Genomic DNA, 22,182 nt, shown 5'->3' with positions numbered 1-22,182 from the left:
TCAACAATCTCTAGCTTTATCCTCTGTGGGTGGGTAACAAAGGCTTTCTATAATTTATTAGTTCAGATATGAAACGGAATTTATTCAAGCAAAACTTCATTAATCCAGGGAAAGCCTTCAGTCTCGCAACAATGACTGTTATAGTTGCCACGGTGACAGTTGCCTGTAACAACAATAAAGATGTTTTAGTCACAGAAATCGGTGTCAAGCCGGAAAAAAGTCCTACAGCCAAACCCTCAAAAGCTAAGGATTTTTACGCACAAGGACAGTATAAACATATTCGTGGAGATTTACGAGGGGCGATCGCTGCCTATACCAAAGCCATCAGTCTCAATGAAAAATACGCCCAAGCTTACAATGGACGGGGATTAGTAAATTTTGATCTAGGAGACAGAAAAGCCGCGATCGCAGACTATGACGAAGCTCTCAACCTCAATCCCCAATACGCTCAAGCCTACAATAATCGCGGTAATGCTCGCGCCGCCCAAGGTGATAAATCAGGGGCAATGACAGACTATAACGAGGCAATTCGTCTGGCTCCCAACTACGCCGAAGCTTTTAATAATCGTGGTAATGCTCGCGCCGCCCAAGGTGACAGAAATGCTGCCCTCGAAGACTATGACCAGGCGATTCGCTTTAATCCTAAATATGCGGTAGCATACAATAATCGCGGGAACGCCCGTGCCGCTCAAGGTGATAGAGACGGGGCGATCGCCGATTATAACCAAGCCATTCGTTTAGCTCCCAACTTTGCTGCTGCCTACAATAACCGGGGAAATACCCGCGCCGCCAAGGGAGACAAACAAGGGGCAAAAGCCGATTTGCAAAAAGCCGCTAATATTTTCCAAAAACAAGGCAATAAACAGCTATATCAGCAAGTTCAGAACAACATTCAAGAATTAGGGCAATAAAATGTGCCAATTTGCCCTGCCAATTCCCCAATAACTACGGATAAAATTGAGTCTGCCTGAAAAGACTTAATAAACCTATTTATTCATTTGGGTAATTCCTGTGTATACTCAAGCACGTAATGTTGTGTGTGTTCTCCTGCTAAGTAGCGTTTTTATATCTGTACCTTCCGTAGTTTACGGGGAAGTAGTAGTAGCCCAAAAAACGAACGATTACGTAAAACAGTTGTTAGATGAGGGACGCAGGTTAGTAGATAGCGGTGATTTCAATGGGGCGATCGCCGTCTACCAACAAGCAGCCAACCTAGAACCGAGAAACGCCTCGATTCATTCGGGTATTGGTTATGCCTATGTACAACAGAACAATTTTCCAGCTGCCCTATCTGCATTCCGTCGTGCATCTGCCCTCAATCCCAATAACAGCGACTTCCACTATGCCATCGGTTACATCAGTGGTAATCTCGGTGACTATCAAGGAGCCAAGGACGCTTACCGTCGAGCCATCCAAGCAAATCGCGGCAATGCTAACGCCTACGTCGGTTTAGCAACCATCTTAGTACGTCTAGGTGAATATGTGAATGCCAAATGGGCATACGATCAAGCCGCTAATATCGATCCTCGCAATCCCCAGCTAGATGAATTACGCGGGGTAATATTAAAAAGGTAATGGGTACTAGGGGATGGTAATCGGGACATAGCTATCATCAAGGGTTGACAGCAAAACCCAGGTTAACTTTATCCCCTGTATTCACGAACCATAGTCTAAGTACAGTTAGCTGTAGTGGCGATCGCCCCTTTATCAGAATCAGATACAGGGAGTTAATTAACACAATCACATAATGCTATATCATAGGGGACTGAAGCTCCTACGAAAAAAATTTAATCCAGCATTTGCATGATTCATACAAACGATATGAACAGCTTACTAAAAATATCTCTGCAATCTTTAATTCTGGCGACACCAATATTTATCCCCACCCTATCCTTAGCTCAGACACTAAAATTACCCGCCAACTTAATTAGCTTTAATTCCACAGTCGGAGAAAAACTCCTAATTGACAGCAAATCACGGGAAGATTTTTTCCCCCTCACAATGCACTTCGTCACCCAAGACAACCTTGCCTACTGTGGTGTTGCTAGTATTGTCATGGTGTTAAATGCACTCGAAATCACCGCACCCGAAGCAAATCAATATAAATCTTATAGAATGTTGACCCAAGATAATTTTTTTAGTAACACCAAAACTAAAGAAGTTATCACCAAAGAAGTTGTCTCTCGCCAAGGTATGACTCTGAGTCAGTTAGGTGGTTTATTGGCAACCTATCCCGTCAAAGTCGAAGTCTATCATACCCAAAACTCATCCCTAGAGAAATTTCGCACCTTAGCAACAGCCAACTTAAAGCAAAAAAATAACTTTATTCTCGTCAACTACCTGCGTAAAACCATTGGTCAGGAAACAGGCGGACATATCTCACCCATTGCCGCTTACAATGAAAAAACAGATAGATTTCTCATCCTCGATGTATCTCGTTATAAGTATCCCCCCATTTGGGTGAAAACCACAGAACTCTGGCAAGCAATGAATACCACAGACTCCACCTCTGGGAAAACACGCGGGTTTGTTGTCGTTGGTAAATAGTTATCAAATACCCTACTCTCTCAAGTTCATAAAAACCTCCGGTATGCGGGAAACTCAGTCACTTGAGTGCTGAACCTCCAAAGCCGATACTTGCATACGTCCAAAATCCCGCACGCCAGTCTACAATAGTACCCTGGGACGCAATATCAGCTTTCATTTGAAATTTTATGACAACTGCTACACCTGTAAAAACTGAATACGAAGCCATTATTGGTTTAGAAACCCATTGCCAGCTCAGTACTAACACGAAAATTTTCTCCGCCAGTTCCACCGCTTTCGGCGCTGACCCCAATACTAACATTGACCCGGTATGCATGGGATTACCTGGGGTTTTACCAGTACTCAATGAGAAAGTTCTGGAATATGCTGTCAAAGCAGGTTTAGCTTTAAATTGCCAAATTGCCAAGTATAGTAAATTTGACCGTAAACAATATTTTTACCCCGACTTACCGAAAAACTACCAAATTTCTCAATTTGACTTACCCATTGCGGAACATGGTTGGTTAGAAATTGAATTGGTAGATAAGGATGGCAACCCAGTACGCAAAAGAATTGGTGTCACCCGTCTACATATGGAAGAAGATGCCGGAAAATTAGTTCACGCAGGTAGTGACAGATTATCTGGTTCCACCTACTCCCTAGTAGATTACAACCGTGCTGGTATTCCCCTAGTAGAAATTGTTTCCGAACCAGATTTACGCACCGGACAAGAAGCGGCAGAATATGCCCAAGAATTACGGCGAATTATGCTTTACTTGGGTGTGAGTGATGGGAATATGCAAGAAGGTTCCCTCCGTTGTGACGTGAATATCTCTGTACGTCCCGTTGGACAAAAAGAATTTGGTACGAAGGTAGAAATCAAAAATATGAACTCCTTCACTGCCATTCAAAAAGCCATTGAATATGAAATTGAACGGCAAATCGCTGCGGTGGAAGCAGGTGAAAGGATAATCCAAGAAACCCGACTTTGGGAAGAAGGTTCCCAACGTACTATCAGTATGCGAGTCAAGGAAGGTTCTAGTGATTATCGTTACTTTCCAGAACCTGATCTTGCTCCCATTGAAGTTTCCGATACTCAATTAAGTGAGTGGAAAAGTCAAATACCAGAGTTACCCGCCGAAAAACGTCATCGCTATGAAGAAACATTTGGACTTTCTGCCTATGATGCACGGGTGTTAACTGATGAGCGTGCTGTCGCGGAATATTTTGAAGCAGTCGTGGCAAGCGGTGCAACTGCCAAAACTGCCGCTAACTGGATTACCCAGGATATTGCAGCTTATTTGAATAAGCAAAAACTCAGCATTACTGAAATTGGTTTGACTGCGGCTAATTTGGCGGAGGTGATTACCCGCATCGAAGGTGGTAAAATTAGTAATGCCCAAGCAAAGGAAAAATTACCAGATTTGTTGAATGGCGTTACCCCAGAAAAAGCTTTTGCAGGTCAAGAATTAATTTCCGATCCTGCGGTTTTGGAACCCATCGTCGATGAAGTAATTGCTGCCAATCCCAAGGAATTAGAAAAATATCGTGGTGGTAATACCAATTTGAAAGGGTTCTTTGTGGGGCAAGTGCTGAAGAAAACCAACAAACGTGCTGATCCGAAGCTGACAAATCAGTTAGTTGAGAAGAAGTTGAATGGGGAATCTGTATAAGTCAATGAGTTGGGGCGGTTCCTTTTGCCTGGATATCTATTCCCTTTCCCTATCCTCTAGACTATGACTTCCAACTTCTTTACCAAAACTTTACAAAAAATAATTGAATAATGGGTGTTACCCCTCACGCCTATAGTGCTATACTATGTTAAGTAGATGCACCCTGATGATCTGGAGAGCTGCCCAAGTAGCTCTCTATTTTTTTACATAGTTTCCCAGTTGCCTTGACATAGAGAATGCACAGTGCAGACTATGTATACCTTTTGCTGATTAAGGTAAATAAAAGCATTTGTTTTAATTATCATTACTAGTGGCTTTTAAGTATCTAATTTTTTCACTGATACTATTCCTTTTCTGTTTTTATCTCTCAGATCGTGTCAGAACAGAAACTATTGATGACTAAGTATGGGAGGTTAGTCAGGTAAGTTTAATCAACGTCAAAATCATCATTCTTTTTACTAGTAGCAGATATCAAGCAGATATAAATCAGGTATCAAGCTAAAATCATCCTTTGTAGTAGGCGATCGCCCAATAGCCTAGTTTTTATTTATCCATAGATTAAGAAAAATAATTATTCTGTCGCAAAACATTAATATTTAGAGTTTTGAATATCTTCAATATATGTGTTTGTTTTTACTTATTTTGACGAGATTAAATTACGGAAGCTTGTAAGTATTTTTTTGCTGCCTGCAAGTAATATTTAATTTTGTCTAAAAAAAGCAATATGATTTTATTTATTTTTACTCCTTGCCAAGTAAATTAGAATGTTGTAATAATCATTGTGTAGATTTTATACAAACCAATGCAATGAATCAAAAGCTCTAACGAAAGCAGAACATTTAGCAATTTCCTTAAGCCCATCAATCAATTTTGTATAGGAATATATTCAGATATTGGTAATGTCTAACTGAAATTTCCTGAAACATTGAAATATTGTCATGCACCTGCTGATTTAGATTTATCCAATGCTCACGTCATTTCTGAATTCGAGATATTGTCCCAAGACTTAAATACTAGATAGATATATTTACAACTGCATATTTCTGATTGTTTTTTGGAGTCGGGCTTCGATGGTCTTCACGATCTCAGTCCCTCTAAGCTTTCCACTAAAATTACTGATTTGCAAGTAATTTCATCGGTGGTCTGAAGCCAGAATATTAGTATCTTGGAATCATTTGATTTCCAGGTTATTTTTCATGTCTAATAACTGTATTTTTTAATTATGCTTACCCTGATGTTTGTGGAGAAGGAGCAAACACATAATAATAAAATTATTTTCGCTATTCTGAAACACATAACTTATGAAGCAAGCTATAAAGCACTTGCTGTAAAGGCTAGGGACGCTTTTATCGGCACTTAATATTCATCCTACATACATAATTAATTTAACTTAATTTATGAGTAATCCCGAACATATAGAAGAAATAGACTTAACTAAATATTGGCTAATTTTGCAAAGACGCTGGCTGCCAACTTTGGGAATTGTGGGCATAGCTTTAACTATGGCATTTGGCTATGTTCTGTCAATTAAACCCACATATAAAGCCCAGGGGAGTATTTTAATTAGAACCAATCGGACTTCTTCCCTCACCGGATTAGGAGGAGATATAGGAAGATTAGAATCTTTAACTCAAACCAATAACCCAGTTGAAACCCAAGCCAAGATAGTTGCATCAGTACCAGTTATTCAAAAAACTATTCGTTCCCTAGACCTTAAAGATAATCAAGGGAAACCACTAACTATAGAAGATTTGACAAAGAACATTAAGGTAGAAGTTGTCAAGGGTAGTGAAGTTATGCAAATTTCCTTTACCCATGAGAACGCACAATTAGCAGCAAACGTTGTGAATCAAGTGATGGATAATTACATCACAGAAAATATTCGTGCCAACCGTGCAGAAGCCGAATCTGCTCGCAAATTTATCATTAGTCAATTACCTATTTCTGAAAGCTCTGTCAGGGCAGCAGAATCTGCTTTCCGGCAATTCCAAGAACGCAACAAGATTATTATTCTCCAGGAGCAAGAAAGCAACGCAGTCAAAATGATTTCTAGTTTAGAGGATGAAATTGCTCAGGCAGAAATTAAGTTGACTGAAGTTAATGCTCAACTCGATAAATTGCGCTCTCAAGCCAAAATTGACACATGGCAAGCAGTTACTCTGACGGAGTTAAGTAAAGAGCCAAGAACACAGCAGATGTTGACTCAATTGCGAGAAGCAGAAACAAAGCTAGCTGTGGAGCAAAATCGTTATCTTCCCGGACACCCAACTCTGGTGAACTTGCAAGAACAAATTGCTTCCCTGAAAAAGTTACTGCAACAACGCATTAAGCAAGTGGCAGGTGAATCTACCAAGCTTTCCATTCAAAACCTCCAGATAGGGGATGTGCGCTATGAATTAATTGCAGATATCGTCAAAACGGAAAGAGAACGTGTTGTTCTAGAGCGGAAGCTAGCCAAACAAAAAAGTACTTGGGCGAAATATAGAGAACGTGCCAATGCTTTGCCCAAGCTAGCCCAAACCCAACGAGAATTAGAACGGCGATTAAAAGCTTCTCAAACAACCTACGAAACTCTGTTAACCAGATTGCAGGAGATTCATGTTGCCGAAAATCAGAATATGGGTAATGCGCGGATTATTTCTACGGCATTAGTACCAGATAAACCAGGCAATTCTCGCAAACTTCTGATTCTGGGTGGGGCAGGATTTTTCGGTCTTTTAGTAGGAATTATTGCTGCCTTAGCTCTGGATTTGCTTGATCAATCGGTAAAAAATGTCAAGCAAGCCAAGGAAATTTTCGGCTATACCCTTCTGGGAGTGATTCCACAAATGAATCGTAGCAGCAAATCTAGTTCTGGGACAACGGAGATAGATAGACAGATACCCAGGGTGATTGGTCGGGATGTACCGAGCTTTCCCATGGATGAAGTTTATCAAATGCTGCAAGCCAACTTAAAGTTTCTTTCTGATAGACGCATTAAGGCGATCGCAGTCACAAGTTCCATTCCCAAAGAAGGCAAATCCGAAGTCTCGGCAAACCTCGCTGTCGCTATGGCACAAGTAGGACGGAAAGTTCTCCTGATTGATGCAGATATGCGTCACCCCATCCAACACCATATTTGGGGAATCACTAACGCTAAAGGACTAAGCAACATCATTGTTGACCAAGTTCCTTTTAATACCCTGATGCGAGAAGTCATGCCCAACCTGTTTGTGATTACCTCTGGAGTCTTGCCCCCCAATCCCGTTGCCTTACTTGACTCCCAAGGTATGGAGTCCTTAGTTATCAATTTTGCCCAGGAATTTGACTGTATCATCTTTGATACTCCACCTCTAGTGGGAATTGCTGACGCTGCGGTTCTGGGCAAACTAGCTGATGGTATTCTCCTGGTTGTTCGTCCAGAAGTTCTAGATTTAGGCAGCGCCCAAGCCAGCAAAGAATTCCTCCAACAATCCCATCAGCGAGTATTAGGAATGGTACTCAATGGAGTTAATGTTAAGCACGAGCCAGACAGCTATTTTTATTACTCCAAAGAACCCATACCTTCAGGATTGGTTCGGAACTATTCCACCCAAGAAGTAAATTTGAACGCTAAAAACAATCAGACATTAGAAAAGTAGTTTACCCAGCCTATGCAATGCATTGCCATCACAGAATTTGAGCCGGTAGAGAAAATAAAATCTAACTGGAATACAGTTTATAATGCTGACCCAAATTGCCATATTTTTTCCTCCTGGGATTGGATAAGCGGGTGGCTAGAAGCTAAAGATAGTTCATGGATAGTATTAGCTGTCAAATTAGATGACCAGGAATCCTATATAGCTTTTCTACCAATGCTATTGAAAAAGGATTTAAAATATACGATTTAGGACGAGGAAACTATGATTATAAATATGAATTTGGGTCTCAATAATCCTTTAATGTGAATGTTTGGATTACGTCACAAAATTTCAAATCTAAATGTATTCTAAATACGTGGAAAATTAAAACGTATTTGTGGCGAGAATTTAAAAAAACAATTTACTCAGACAAATAAAGCAGAAGTTTTTCAAAAAAGCTTGTCTATAGGCTTTTATCGTTTTTGACAAGATTGTAAATCATCATTTCAGTAATATACAAATTCATTTAATAGATAATGCTTGATAAATTAACTTCCATTACTCAAAGGTTCAGCCCAGATGTTCAAAAAATTCTGAGTAACACTAGTTGGTTATTAAGCGACAGAATTCTACAAATGGGATTGGGACTTTTTATTGGCATATTAGTTGCACGATATCTAGGACCAGTTCAATTTGGTACTTATAATTATGTGCTTTCTCTAGTAGGAATGTTTAGCCCAATTGTCAATATGGGACTAAATACCATTGTTGTTAGAGATATGGCTTGCGAGCCATCAAGGAAAAATGAGACTTTAGGAACTACCTTTGGTTTACATATAATAGGTGCTTTATTAACTCTGCTCGCATCTATTATTTTAGTCTATGTACTAGACCCAAATGATAAATTAACCCATTGGCTTGTAGGAATTATTGCCGCAGCAACAATGTTCCAAGCCTTTGATACTATTGATTTTTGGTTCCAATCACAAATCTCTTCTAAATATGTTGTTTTCTCTAAACAAACAGCGTATGTAGTAGTTTGTGCCATTAGATTTGTTTTGGTACAAATACAAGCACCACTAACTGCCTTTGCTTGGGCACGATTCGCAGAATTGGCTCTATGTGCAGTTGGTATGGCAATCGTTTATATCTCTCAAAAACAATATTTCAGTGCATGGAATTTCAACTGGCAAAGAGCAAAAGAGTTACTAAAGGAGAGTTTTCCTCTAATCATTTCAGGATTGGCAATCTATGCTTACTCAAAAACCGATCAAATTATGCTGGGTTCTTTACTGAGTGATAAGTCCCAGCTAGGTTTTTACTCTGTAGCAGTCAAGTTAGCAGAAATTTTTGACTTTCTCCCTGTAATAGTTGCATCATCTCTCCTTCCAAAACTCTCACAAGTAAAAGCTAGTGGCGATGACTATACAGAAAAGATGCAGATATATTTCGATATTATGCTCCTTTTATGGGTAATCATTGCAGTCCCCATCTGTTTGTGTTCCTACTGGATAGTTACTCTTCTTTATGGAGCATATTATGCTCCTGCCGCAAGCATATTATCAATATATGTATTTGGACAATTTTCTTCAAATTTAGGTGTAGCTAGAAGCTCATTTTTAACAATAGAAAACAAGCTACATTACTCCCTATATTTCAGCATAGCTGGTGCTGCATTGAATATCGCACTTAACCTATATTTAATACCTAAGTATCAAGCTGTTGGAGCAACATTTGCCACTTTAATTACATATTTTGCTGTTACAGTTATTCCCAATTATATTATCAGTGACTTAAAGCCAGTCGGGGCTTGGATTTTACAGTCATTAAATTTATATAATGCAGCTTTGAGGATTTTGCGTTTATGTCGATAGTTCAAATAAAACCATATATTCATCAAAATTCACAATGTCCCCACTGTCAGGGTGATTTAGAACCCTTGAGTATATTATGGCAAGGTATGCACATCTGTATCGAGACAGAATGTACCCAATGTCATGCCAAAATAATTGATGATTTAAAGGTTGGTCATGCAACGGTACTAAATAATCAGATTGATTTAGAGAAAAACCAATACTTTGGAAGTGAATGGCTGAGTCAAGCACTATTGAATTCATTAAAAAACCCCATTGAAGATAAAATTAATATTACGAAAGAGATATTTAAATCTTCTGAGCGTGTAATCATCTTAAATTGTATAGACTTTCTTTATGGACACTGTTTACTTAAACTCTTAAACGCTCAAAGCCATATAGACAATGATTCTGATTATGGCTTGATTGTTATTGTACCCAAATTTATGAGATGGCTGGTTCCTGATGGTGTGTCAGAAATTTGGACTGTAGATATCAAGTTAGGAAATTCCCAAAAACATTATTCATCTTTTCATCAGTTTGTTTCTCAGGAAATGGAGCGTTTTCAGGAAGTCTATGTGAGTAAAGCATATTCTCATCCTCAAGAGTTCAATATTAGTAGATTTACAAGAATCCCTAAACATGATTTTCAGAAAGAGGATGTAATAGTTAGTTTTATTTGGCGTGAAGATCGCCTATGGATAAATTCATTAATAGCTAGAGGATTGAAAAAGACTGGATTAAAATCTCTCGCTTATTGGTTTCAGAATTGGAAAATAAGAAATCTTTTTCAAAGAATTAGTTTAATGATACCGGAGGCTAAATTTGTAGTTACAGGATTGGGCAAGAATACTATATTTCCTAGTTGGATAAGAGATGAGAGAGTTGAAAAATTTGATGATAAATCTGAAATAAAAATTTGTCAAATATACAGTGATAGTCGTCTAGTGATTGGTATACATGGTTCTAATATGCTTTTACCTTCAGGTCATGCTGGCATGACAATTGATATTATGCCGAAGGATAGATGGGGAAATTTTGCCCAAGATATTCTGTATGCAGAACAAGATGAAAGAATTGCTGGATTTCGATATCGTTACTTGCCAGATGGGATTTCACTAAAACAGTTGGTAGATATTATTAAATCCATGATTATTGACTACTCAGAATTTATTTCACTGATGACTGCTGCCAAAAAAGGCATAAAAAATTGACTTTTTGGAAAGTTTATAGGCATTTCCAAGATAAGATATGGGGTAATTATGATTACCTATGATTGTCCAAGGAATATTAATACAAAATGAGAATATCTCAAAAAGAGACTTCACTCTTTGTAAAAAGTAGAGCCACTTAACTTTAATAATTAATAGGATTAATACTTGATGTTTTCAATGGTCCTTAGGCTATGTTGGCAAGAGGGAAGCGCATATTGATAAGCGGCTTGTGCGTTACTCGCTCACTCAAAACTCAAGAGATAGTACTTAATTTACTATATATTGATTACAGCAAATTTCTATATATTTAACTGGTATAACTTTAATGAAAGCACTTCTGATTAATACCTATGATTTAAACGGAGGCGCTGCACGCGCTGCCTACCGCTTGCATAAAGGTCTACAACATATAGGTGCTAATTCACAAATGTTGGTGCAGGAAAAAAGTAGTGATGAAAAAAGTATACTAGCTCCAGAAATCAATTTGTTACAAGGGATAGCTAAAGCAAGAATTACTCTAGATTCTTTACCATTAAAGGCTTACAATCAACGAAAAAAAAATATTTTTTCTCTACAATGGTTGCCAGATGATATAAATCATCAGATTAATAAAATTAAACCGGATATTATCAATCTACATTGGATTAATAGTGGATTGATTCAGATAGAAACAATAGCAAAATTCAGACAACCTGTTTTTTGGACTCTGCATGATATGTGGGCTTTTACTGGAGGATGTCACTACAGTGGAGACTGCAATCTTTATCAAACATCTTGTAATAGTTGTCCTGAACTTAATAGTCCACACACTAATGACTTATCTAGTTGGGTATGGCAACGTAAAGCCAAAGCATGGAATAATTTGAGTCTGACTATAATTTCACCGAGTAATTGGCTCGCTAAATGTGTTAGTTCTAGTTCTCTGTTAAAAAACATGAGAGTTGAAGTGATTCCTAACGGCATAGATATTCAAAAGTATCAACCGATTAAGAAACAATTTGCACGAGAAATCTTAAACTTACCCCAAGATAGACAGTTAATTTTGTTTGGCTCTCTAGAAGCGACAAATAGTCAACGTAAAGGATTTCATTTATTACAGCCCGCCCTGCATCAAATAAATCAATCTTCTTGGAAAGATAAAATTGATTTAGTTGTGTTTGGTGCATCAAAACCACAAAATCCACCCGATTTTGGTTTACCCATTCACTACCTTGGGTCTTTTAATGATAACGTCTCCTTATCTTTAGTGTATTCCGCAGCAGATGTGTTTGTTCTGCCTTCAGTGGAAGACAATTTACCGAATACAATCATGGAAGCTTTATCGTGTGGTACTCCTTGTGCAGCATTTGATATAGGTGGAATAGGGGATATGATTGAACACGAACAGAATGGATACTTAGCATCTCCATATAATACCCATGATTTAGCAGCAGGAATAATTTGGATTTTAGAAAATCAAGAAAGAAGCAAAAAGCTATCTGTAAACGCTCGTGAAACAATTGAGAAAAAGTTTACTATCGAAATTCAAGCTAACAGATATTTATCATTATTTGACGAAGCTATCATAACAGGAAATAAATCATGAAAACACCTGTAGTATTTGTAATTTTTAAAAGACCACATACGACTGCCAAGGTTTTAGATGCTATCCGCCAAGCGAAACCAGAAAAACTATTTGTAGTCGCCGATGGACCGCGTAGCGATCGCCCAGATGAACCAGAAAAATGTGCTGCGACCCGTGCCATTATTGACCAGGTAGATTGGGATTGCGAAGTTATGAAACATTACTCCGATACTAATCTCGGTTGTGCAACACGTCTTCCTAGTGGTTTAGATTGGGTTTTTGAACAAGTGGAAGAAGCAATTATTATTGAAGATGATTGCGTACCTCACCCTACATTTTTTCCCTTTTGTGAAGAACTGCTAGAGAGATACAGAGATGATAGTCGTGTAGGATTGATTGCGGCACAAAATGGTTTTTTGGAGAGAAAAAAAACTGATTACAGCTATTATTTCTCCCGCTATAATGGTTCTTGGGGTTGGGCGACGTGGAAGCGTTCTTGGCAAAATTATGACCAATATATGAAACTTTGGCCCGAATTTAAAGCCCAAGGATGTTTAAACAACATATTTCCAGATTTTTGGACAGTTAAATATTGGTCAGATATATTTGATGAGATGTATAGCAATCCTTGTGGTTATACATGGGATTACCAGTGGACATTTGCTTGTTTTTTACAAAGTTATTTAACTGTTATTCCCAATGTGAACTTAGTTTCCAATATTGGTTTTGGCGCTGACTCTACTCACTTTCTGGATAGGCAGGACAATCCCTATGAAAATCAGCCTACAGAGATGATGGAATTTCCCCTGAAACACCCACCTTTTATCATTGCAGACAGTCAAGCTGACAGATTCCAGCAAAGACACGTTTATGATGGTGGCAAACCCATAGATATGGTGAAGCGAGATATTAAAAAGATAATTAGCAAGAGGTTACAGAAAGTACTAATAAAAACTGAAAATTCAATTCACAAGTAAATTCTTATGAAAGTATTACACATTAGCACCTCTGATACTAAAGGTGGTGCTGCTCGCGCTGCCTATCGCTTACACCAGGGATTGCAAAATATTAATATCAATTCCCAGATGTTGGTCAAGGAAAAATCAAGTGGTGACAAAAATATATATGCACCAAAGATGAATCTTTCCCAGGGAATAGCCAAGGCAAAACTGACATTTGATAGTTTGCCGTTAAAAATATATCGTCAACCTCGTGAAAGTTTATTTTCTTTGCAATGGTTGCCAGACAAAATTGTATCCCAAGTTGACAATCTGGCTCCCGACATAATTAACTTACACTGGATAAATGCTGCATATATGCAGATAGAGACTATGGCTAGGCTCAAGTATCCCCTGGTATGGACTCTTCATGATATGTGGGCATTTACTGGGGGATGTCATACTAGTTGGAGTTGCGATCGCTACACCCAATCCTGTGGTGTCTGTCCCCAACTAGGTAGCCAAAAAGAACTAGACTTATCCCGTTGGGTATGGCAACGTAAGTCAAAAGCTTGGAAAAATCTCAATCTTACAATTGTTACACCCAGTCGTTGGTTAGCAGGATGCGCTCAATCCAGCTCTTTGCTTCGAGATTTTCCTATTCAAGTTGTACCCCATGGCTTAAATACTCAGGTATATCGACCGATTAATCCTCAGATAGCACGAGAGATACTCAAATTACCTCAAGATAAACAGTTGATTCTCTTTGGAGCAATGAATGCAACAAGTGATAAAAATAAAGGATTTCACCTTCTACAACCAGCTCTGCAAAAGGTGAGCAAGTCTGGATGGGAAGATAAGCTAGAAATTGTAATTTTCGGTGCATCATTACCAGAAAAACCCCCACCACTCGGTTTTAAAAGCCATTATTTGGGGCAATTAAGTGATGATTTATCTCTAGCTCTAGTCTATTCAGCAGCAGACTTAATGCTAGTTCCATCAATTCAAGAATCTTTCGGACAAACTGCCTCCGAATCTTTAGCCTGTGGAACACCAGTTGTTGCTTTCAATACCACTGGATTAAACGATATTATAGACCATAAAAAAAATGGTTATTTGGCTCAAATATTTGAAATCGATGATTTAGCCAAAGGAATCACTTGGGTTTTAGAAGAAAAAGCCAGACATCAGATTCTTTCACAAAATGCCAGACTCAAAGTAGAGCAGGAATTCAGTTTAGAGTTGCAATCAAAAAGATACGAGTCTCTCTTCCAGCAAATCCTAGATTACAAATCATCCCAAGGGTAAATAATTCCTTAGAATATCATAATTTTTCACGAATTTGAGATATTTAAATCTGGTAATTCACTTTGTAAATCAGCATTTTTACCCTTTGAGCCGAAACTTGAGTTATTCTGAAAACATCAAGGTATAAATCTTGAATAATAAATCAATCAATCTGTTCTTTAACAATATAGAGATATACATTGTCGGATTATTGTTATTGATTGCTGAAGCTACATGGATTCCATTACTGAATTCATCTTTTGTTAATATCCTGACCTATGCATTAGTAATTTTCTTGATTCTGCGCCGTTTGCCGAGATTTGCCTACGTTGCTACAAGGGACATGTCCCTATTAATATTTGTTGGATTGGCGGTGATTTCCATTTTATGGTCTGTCAGTCCCTCGGATACTTTTATGCATATTCGAGCCGCATTACGTTCTACATTGTTTGGTATATATTTATCTACCCAATACACGCCAAGAGAAATCTTGCGTTTACTGTGCTGGGTGACGGCGATCGCTGCTATTTTAAGTATTATCGCTTGTTTGAGCTTGCCATCTCTAGCAATTGACAGCACTATTACGAGTACTGGAGCATGGCAAGGAATTTTTGCTCATAAACAAAATTTAGGACGTTTTATGAGTTTTACTGCCTCCATCTTTTTAGTTCTATTGTTGGATAAATCTCATCGTCGATTCATAAATATTGCAGGATTGATATTAGCAGTTGCTCTTATTATCCTCTCTCAAAGCAAAACTGCTCTAATATCTCTGGTCTTACTCATCTCTTTACTTCCTTTATATAAAGTTATCCAGCAGAAAAAAGCCAGAGCATTTTCCCTACTTATAGCCCTACTAGTTGGCAGTAGTATCGCTACCTTACTAGCTGTGAATCTAGAAACCATAGTAGTCGATATCCTAGGAAAAAATTTAGAACTTAATGGTCGTACTCCTATCTGGGAACTATCAATACTACAAGGTATACAAAGACCATTTTGGGGCTATGGATATAATGCATTTTGGACATCCAGTTATGGTAATCAAGTGATTATGAATACATGGGCTGGCTTAGATGAAAAATTTGCTAGTGGTGAAATTATATTTCATGCTCATAATGGTTTTTTAGATATCTTTTTACAATTAGGCATGATTGGATTCTGTGTCTTTATCTTACATTTCTTCAGTGTAGTCATGCGCATAATTAAACTAATAGTATTGACTCGAAAAATAGAGTACTTTTGGATGTTGATTTTTCTGGAATTTTATTTTGTGGCAAATATGGCAGAAGGGCTAATCATATTGCCTACAAATGGTATTTATTGGGTTATTTATATTTCAATTGTACTTTCTTCTGCTGTAGAGTTGAAGCGAATAGAATTCATGCAAAAATCAATAGCATTATCATTTTAGTGTTCTCTAAAGATTCTTAACAGAAAAATCTGCTTTTTTATATTCGATATATCCAAATATTCACAAGGAGTAAGTTGATTTTTCATGTATTTGAATGCTCTTTATATCCTAAGTACTCAAACGTTATCGTTTCTGTCTTTGAATGTCCAAACATAAAGACTTCAATTAATTATCAAAAACAGAATCATATTTTATGATTTACAATAAAATATACAATCCAACATATACTTTACCTGATGGTATTCACTCTCGATTTGTGAAACCAGAAGATTTAGGAAAAGTAAATTTAGAAGAATTTAGCCTCGATTAAACAAAAGGAATATTATGGAAATAAAACGTCTAGCTGTACTCATGACTTGTCATAATCGACGAGCCAAGACTTTAGCTTGTTTAGAGGCATTATTCCGACAAGAAACTACATTCAATATCCAAACACAAGTTTATTTAGTAGATGATGGTAGTAGCGATGGTACAGGAGATGCCATACGTCATCATTATCCACAAGTGAAAGTATTATTAGGTAACGGTAATCTCTTCTGGAATAGAGGGATGCGACTGGCTTTTGCTGAAGCGATGAAATCTAATTATGATTATTATCTGTGGTTAAATGATGATACATTACTTTATAAAAATGCTTTAGAAACTTTGTTTCAAGCCTCCAAAAAATTAATTCATCAAGGACATCGTCACTCAGTAGTTGTAGGTTCTACCCAAGATATAAAAACGGGTGTATTTACCTACGGAGGTATGGAAAAACAAAGCTGGTGGCATCCTTTGAAGTTTCGCCCTATTGAGCCAGAAGAAGGAATAAAACCTTGTTTAACAATGAATGGTAACTGTGTTCTTATTCCTCAAGAAGTAGCGAAGGCTGTCGGTAATTTAGATGCATCTTTTAGCCATAGTACAGGGGATGTTGACTATGGTCTAAGAGTGCAAAAACAAGGTGGTAATATATGGATAGCTTCTGGATATATAGGAACTTGTGAGTATAACCCTTTACGTCAGCAAGCGTGGGATGATTTATCTCTGAGTCTCAAAGAACGATGGGAAAAAATCAATCAACCTAGAGGCTTACCTATCAAAGAATGGAAAGTATTTTGCCATCGTCATGCGGGAGCTTTTTGGATGATTTACTGGTTACTTCCCTACGCCAGACTGACTCTAAAAACAGTGAAAATTTAATAGTACGAGTATAAATTCCAAGAGAAATATCCTCATATGATTTGTGATTTTACATTCTTGTAATTAAGATGAATAAATCGAAAAACTTACGAATTGCTCTACTTTTACCGTCAGTAGAGTTAGGTGCTTATTGGCAACCTGTACTCCACTCCTTACGCAATATTTACCACGAGACAATTCTCTATACAGGTCGTGTTTGGCCTAACTTTGACACTACTGCTCCTAGTGCAGAAGCGATAGAGTTAGTTGGTAAAGTCCAACTGCTAGAAACTCAGAAGGTATCCAAGGGATATAATCAAGTTTTTATTCTGTTATCTCCAAATATTATTGGTCGTTTACTTGATTTTAAACCGGATGTCATTTTTGCTAGCTCTTATTCTTTGTGGACTTTATTTGCATTACTATTTAAGCCCTTGGGTAGATGGCAATTAGTGATTGCCTACGAAGGTAGTGCACCGAATGTAGATCATCGAAATTCTAAATTTCGTACTTTTATCCGATGGCTGATATCTCGTTTTTCTGATGCTTTTATTACAAATAGTAATGAGGGTAAAAAATATCTTGTAGATGTCTTAGGAGTTAATCCAAGCCATATATTTGCTCAACCTTATATGGTTCCTGAATCTGAAGCTCTTCTGCAAAAAGTTAGGGAATCTTCGTCTAGCGTATGCCAGAAAACACAACATCCGGTATTTCTTTACGTGGGTAGATTAGAGGCAAGGAAAGGTATTGATTTACTTTTGCAATCCTGTGCAATTTTGAAGCAAAGGGGTTATGAAAATTACCAGTTACAAATTATTGGTACTGGTCCACAAAAAGATGAACTAAGAAACTTTGTAGAAAATCAGGGTCTTGCAGATAACATCCAATGGATAGGTTGGGTTGATTATGGACAATTGGGTGAATATTTCAATCATGCAGATGTCTTTGTTTTCCCATCTCTAGAAGATACCTGGGGAATGGTAGTACTAGAGGCAATGGCTTTTGGTAAACCTGTTGTCTGTTCTCAATGGGCAGGAGCATCTGAGATGGTGGTTTCACAGAAGAATGGTTATGTATTTGACCCCTATAATCCTTCTGAACTTGCAGATATGATGGCACGTTTGATAGAAAATCCTGATTTGGTAGTTTCTATGGGGCAACAGTCTCGTGAAATTATTGCACAACATACACCGGAAACGGCAGCACAGTTGTTTGCAGATGTGACTTCTTTTGTTTTGCAAAAATAGATAAATTACCAAAATAATATAGATGAAAATTTTGCTTTCAGCGTATTTCTGTGAACCTGGTAAAGGTTCGGAGGAAGGGGTGGGTTGGAATACAGCCATAGAAACAGCAAAATACCATGAGACTTGGGTACTAACACGTTCTGAAAATCGTTTGAGTATCGAGTCTGAGTTAGCCCGTAATCCTGTTCCTCAATTATATTTTGTCTACTTTGATTTGCCATTTTGGACTAGTAAATGGGAATATGGGCAGCGTGGGATTCAATTCCATTATTATCTGTGGCAATTATGGGCATATTTCGTAGTTCGTCCTCTCCACAAAAAAATAGGTTTTGACTTAACACGTCATGTGACTTTTGTGAGGTATTGGTCTCCTAGTTTAATTTCCTTTTTGGACACACCTTTTCTTTGGGGTCCGGTTGGTGGTGGTGAGTCTGCTCCCAAAGCATTTTGGGTTGATTTTAGTTTACGCGGAAAAATCTATGAAACATTTCGAGACTTGGTACGTTGGATAGGTGAACATGACCCGTTTGTGAAGGGAACTGCTGAACGTAGTACATTTGTTTTGGCGACAACCCAGGATACTGCCAATCGTTTACGTTTAATGGGTGTGAAAAACTTACAGATTTTTCCTGAAACTGCTTTACCTCAAAAAGAGATAGAAAATCTGGCTTCGTTTCCTATATCTGAGAGTTCTACAATTAGATTTATCAGTATGGGTAGGTTTTTGCATTGGAAAGGTTTTCACTTGAGTGTGCGTGCTTTTGCTCAAGCAAACCTTCCTGATAATTGTGAGTATTGGTTGTTGGGAGAGGGTGGGGAACGAGAACGACTTCAGAATTTAATTGAAGAGTTAGGTATTAGCTCACGGGTTAAACTTTTAGGCAAACTTCCACGGGATAAATCTTTGCAGAAACTGCAAGAATGTCATGTTCTGGTTCATCCTAGTTTGCATGACTCCGGTGGTTGGGTATGTTTAGAAGCTATGGCAGCAGGTCGTCCAGTAATTTGTCTAGATTTGGGAGGACCAGGAGCGCAAGTTACTGATGAGACTGGGATAAAAATCTCTGCACATACACCTGAGCAAGCAATTGGTGATTTAGCTAGAGCTATGGAAGTTTTAGCCACAGATGCTGAACGGCGATCGCGCATGGGAAAAGCTGGTCAGCAAAGAGTCCGCGAACATTACACTTGGGAGTCACGCGGAAAGTTATTAGCTCAAACCTATATAGACATCGTGGAAAAAATTAACCCACAAAGGGTACAACTTAACCAATCAAACAAATACCTATCTTAATCAGAATAATTAAGGATGTGTTTTAGGTTGTTATTTATCCTAATCCAGATAATTTAAGCTGCTTGTCATCATAAATCATAAGTTGATATATTTTATGCCTAGATTTATGGTAAAAATATTCCAAGTTTTTGCATTAGCAATTATCTCATTTGGGTTATCAATATTTTCCTGGATTCTCTTTTCTGGGAACTTAGATACTTCGTTTCATAAGTCCATAGCCTCCGATATAATACTAAATCCTCCCAGTATTGCTATTCCCCAGACACTCTTTGGCATGCATATCAAAAATCTGCAAAGAGCACCAAAGATATTGGAAAATATCGGTTGCTTACGTGTTTTTGTTCCTTGGCTTGAGATAGAAGAAAAGAACAATCAATGGAATTTTTCTACCTTGGATAATTACGTAGAACTGGCTCAAGAATCTGGACTTGAAGTACTTTTTGTCTTTAATGATACTCCAAAATGGGCTGCTGCCAGACCATATGAAGTATCAGAGTTTCCGGAACATCCAGGAGCCGGTTCAGAGCCGAAAGATATGCAGGAATGGCGAGATTATGTCAGAACCATAGCAACTCGTTATCAAGGTAAAATTCAGAGTTATCAGGTTTGGAATGAAGCTAATAATATTAAAGATTATAGTGGGTCAATAGAAAAGTTAGTTGAAATGGCAAAGAATGCCTACGAAGTTTTAAAAAGTGTTGACCCTAAAATTCAAGTCGTTTCTCCTGGTCCTCTGGTAGGCTTTGAGCTAAAAGGTAATGAGAAATACCTTTCCCTGGGAGGAATGGATTGGTTAGACAATTATTTTGCCCAAGGAGGAGCAAAGTATACTGATGTAGTTGGTCCACATTTTTATAATAATGACCTGAATCCAGAAGGAAGGTTATTATTGGTAAATCAAGTTAAGACCATAATGCAAAAATATGGTTTACAAGATAAGCCTTTGTGGGATACAGAAAGCAATTTTGGAAATTATAATAATCCGAAATTAGAGACAGAAGAGATTAACGGCTACATTGCCCGTAGCCATATTCTTTATTGGGCTTCCGGGGTGAGTAGGTTTTATTGGTATGCTTGGGATCTCGATTCTTTTGATGGTGAGGACTCATTACGCATACTGGAAGCAGATAATCTTAATCTCTCGTCAACGGGTGATGTTTACAAGCGAGTGGGTAATTTATTAGTCGGGAACCAATTAGAATTTTGCAAAAATGACGTGAATCAAATTTGGATTTGCAAGTTAACAAATAATGTATCTGATAAATGGATGGTATGGAATTCTAAAGATAATTTTTCTTTTAAAGTTCCACAGGATTGGGAGATAAATTCCATTGTCTCTCTTTCTGGTCAGAAGACTCAATTACCAGCAGATAGAATGATGACAGTGGGGCAGTCTCCGTTGTTTTTTGAGTAGTCTTTGTGAATTTAATCATACGAAATCATGATTTTAAAAAGTCATAAAGACTATTTACTTGTATTTTATTTGATTCCCATTATCCAGAAGTAAATTCTGTGACAGGTATTTTCAATAATGAAAGTAATTACTGATGCAAGAGATTACTTGCAACACCGATATATCTTAGGTATGCGGGTAGATGCTACTAGCTATCAAGATGCTACAGAGCGCATTATTGATTGGGCAAAGGCAGGTAAAAGAGGTTATGTCTGCGCTGCCAATGTTCACATGACTATGGAAGTCTATGATCATCCTCTGTTTAAACAGGTAGTAAATAATGCTGACTTAGTGACACCGGATGGTGTACCTTTGGTTTGGGCATTGAATGCTTTAGGTGTGAAAAATGCTTCCCGTGTCTATGGTCCCAACCTGACTTTGGATGTTTGCGAAGCTGCTGCAAAGCATGGTGTACCGATTGGATTGTATGGTGGCACACCGGAAAGTCTCAGTGCATTTACGAGTTTTTTATCTCAGCGTTTTCCGAATATCCAAATTGTTTGTAAGATTGCCCCACCCTTTCGAGGATTAAGCTTTGAGGAGGATGAGGTTTATACGCAGCAAATAGTGGATTCTGGGGCAAAAATTTTGTTTGTGGGTATTGGCTGTCCGAAACAGGAGTTGTGGATGGCAGCACATAAACAGAGGATTTCTGCGGTGATGTTGGGTGTGGGTGCTGCTTTTGACTTCCATTCTGGTCGTGTGAAGCAAGCACCGAATTGGATGCAAAAAAGAGGCTTGGAATGGCTGTTTCGGTTGATAATGGAGCCAAAACGACTGTGGAAGCGTTATTTTAAGCATAATCCCCGGTTTGTTCTCTTTTTTCTCATGCAGTGGCTAATGCAACAAGGTAAAAGCCTGAAGCTAGGAGGGAGAAGGTAAAATTTTGACACGATTATCGATAACCGCGATGGTACGAAGTTCCCACCTTCGGCGATCGCCTGATTTTAGGTACTGAT

16 protein-coding genes are annotated in these 22,182 nt (G+C 38.1%); all 16 read left to right on the top strand.

What is annotated here, in order from left to right; genetic code table 11:
- Positions 1-68: 68 nt before the first annotated feature.
- Complete coding sequence (locus tag IJ00_RS07360) at positions 69-911, top strand: tetratricopeptide repeat protein (protein ID WP_046814745.1); 843 nt, start codon at positions 69-71, stop codon at positions 909-911.
- A gap of 100 nt (positions 912-1,011) precedes the next feature.
- On the top strand, positions 1,012-1,575 hold the full coding sequence (locus IJ00_RS07355; protein WP_035158598.1) for a tetratricopeptide repeat protein: 564 nt from the start codon (positions 1,012-1,014) through the stop codon (positions 1,573-1,575).
- Between the two features lie 246 nt (positions 1,576-1,821).
- A complete protein-coding gene (locus IJ00_RS07350; RefSeq protein WP_035158595.1) occupies positions 1,822-2,547 on the top strand; it encodes a phytochelatin synthase family protein in 726 nt (241 codons plus the stop codon).
- Between the two features lie 167 nt (positions 2,548-2,714).
- Positions 2,715-4,199, top strand: coding sequence for an Asp-tRNA(Asn)/Glu-tRNA(Gln) amidotransferase subunit GatB (gatB, locus tag IJ00_RS07345; protein ID WP_035151528.1), 1,485 nt, complete (start codon positions 2,715-2,717; stop codon positions 4,197-4,199).
- Between the two features lie 1,397 nt (positions 4,200-5,596).
- Complete coding sequence (locus IJ00_RS07340; protein WP_035151527.1) at positions 5,597-7,819, top strand: polysaccharide biosynthesis tyrosine autokinase; 2,223 nt, start codon at positions 5,597-5,599, stop codon at positions 7,817-7,819.
- A gap of 515 nt (positions 7,820-8,334) precedes the next feature.
- The gene (locus IJ00_RS07330) at positions 8,335-9,672 is read left to right on the top strand and encodes a flippase (RefSeq protein ID WP_035151521.1); all 1,338 of its coding nucleotides are present in this window, start codon (positions 8,335-8,337) and stop codon (positions 9,670-9,672) included.
- A complete protein-coding gene (locus tag IJ00_RS07325; protein ID WP_201782672.1) occupies positions 9,663-10,865 on the top strand; it encodes a hypothetical protein in 1,203 nt (400 codons plus the stop codon). Before IJ00_RS07330 ends, IJ00_RS07325 begins: the two co-directional genes overlap by 10 nt.
- A gap of 325 nt (positions 10,866-11,190) precedes the next feature.
- Positions 11,191-12,450 (top strand): glycosyltransferase family 4 protein, encoded by a 1,260-nt coding sequence (locus IJ00_RS07320; RefSeq protein ID WP_035151517.1) that lies wholly within the window; start codon positions 11,191-11,193, stop codon positions 12,448-12,450.
- On the top strand, positions 12,447-13,406 hold the full coding sequence (locus IJ00_RS07315) for a hemolytic protein HlpA (protein WP_035151515.1): 960 nt from the start codon (positions 12,447-12,449) through the stop codon (positions 13,404-13,406). The genes IJ00_RS07320 and IJ00_RS07315 overlap by 4 nt, the downstream gene beginning before the upstream one ends.
- Before the next feature lie 6 nt (positions 13,407-13,412).
- Positions 13,413-14,675, top strand: coding sequence for a glycosyltransferase family 4 protein (locus IJ00_RS07310; protein ID WP_035151512.1), 1,263 nt, complete (start codon positions 13,413-13,415; stop codon positions 14,673-14,675).
- A gap of 130 nt (positions 14,676-14,805) precedes the next feature.
- Positions 14,806-16,065 (top strand): O-antigen ligase, encoded by a 1,260-nt coding sequence (locus IJ00_RS07305; RefSeq protein WP_035151509.1) that lies wholly within the window; start codon positions 14,806-14,808, stop codon positions 16,063-16,065.
- Positions 16,066-16,389: 324 nt separating this feature from the next.
- Positions 16,390-17,247 (top strand): glycosyltransferase family 2 protein, encoded by an 858-nt coding sequence (locus IJ00_RS07300; protein ID WP_035151504.1) that lies wholly within the window; start codon positions 16,390-16,392, stop codon positions 17,245-17,247.
- Positions 17,248-17,315: 68 nt separating this feature from the next.
- On the top strand, positions 17,316-18,476 hold the full coding sequence (locus IJ00_RS07295; protein ID WP_035151502.1) for a glycosyltransferase family 4 protein: 1,161 nt from the start codon (positions 17,316-17,318) through the stop codon (positions 18,474-18,476).
- A 22-nt stretch (positions 18,477-18,498) separates the two neighbouring features.
- Positions 18,499-19,770, top strand: a complete 1,272-nt coding sequence (locus tag IJ00_RS07290; RefSeq protein WP_035151501.1) for a glycosyltransferase family 4 protein — start codon at positions 18,499-18,501, stop codon at positions 19,768-19,770.
- Between the two features lie 94 nt (positions 19,771-19,864).
- On the top strand, positions 19,865-21,184 hold the full coding sequence (locus IJ00_RS07285) for an endo-1,4-beta-xylanase (protein WP_144416000.1): 1,320 nt from the start codon (positions 19,865-19,867) through the stop codon (positions 21,182-21,184).
- A 117-nt stretch (positions 21,185-21,301) separates the two neighbouring features.
- Positions 21,302-22,105: a WecB/TagA/CpsF family glycosyltransferase gene (locus tag IJ00_RS07280; RefSeq protein ID WP_035151498.1), complete on the top strand. Its 804-nt coding sequence runs from the start codon at positions 21,302-21,304 to the stop codon at positions 22,103-22,105.
- The last annotated feature ends 77 nt before the right edge of the window (positions 22,106-22,182 follow it).

The sequence above is a fragment of the Calothrix sp. 336/3 genome (genome assembly GCF_000734895.2).
Lineage (GTDB): Bacteria > Cyanobacteriota > Cyanobacteriia > Cyanobacteriales > Nostocaceae > 336-3.
This window is presented reverse-complemented; position numbering and strand designations above follow the sequence as displayed.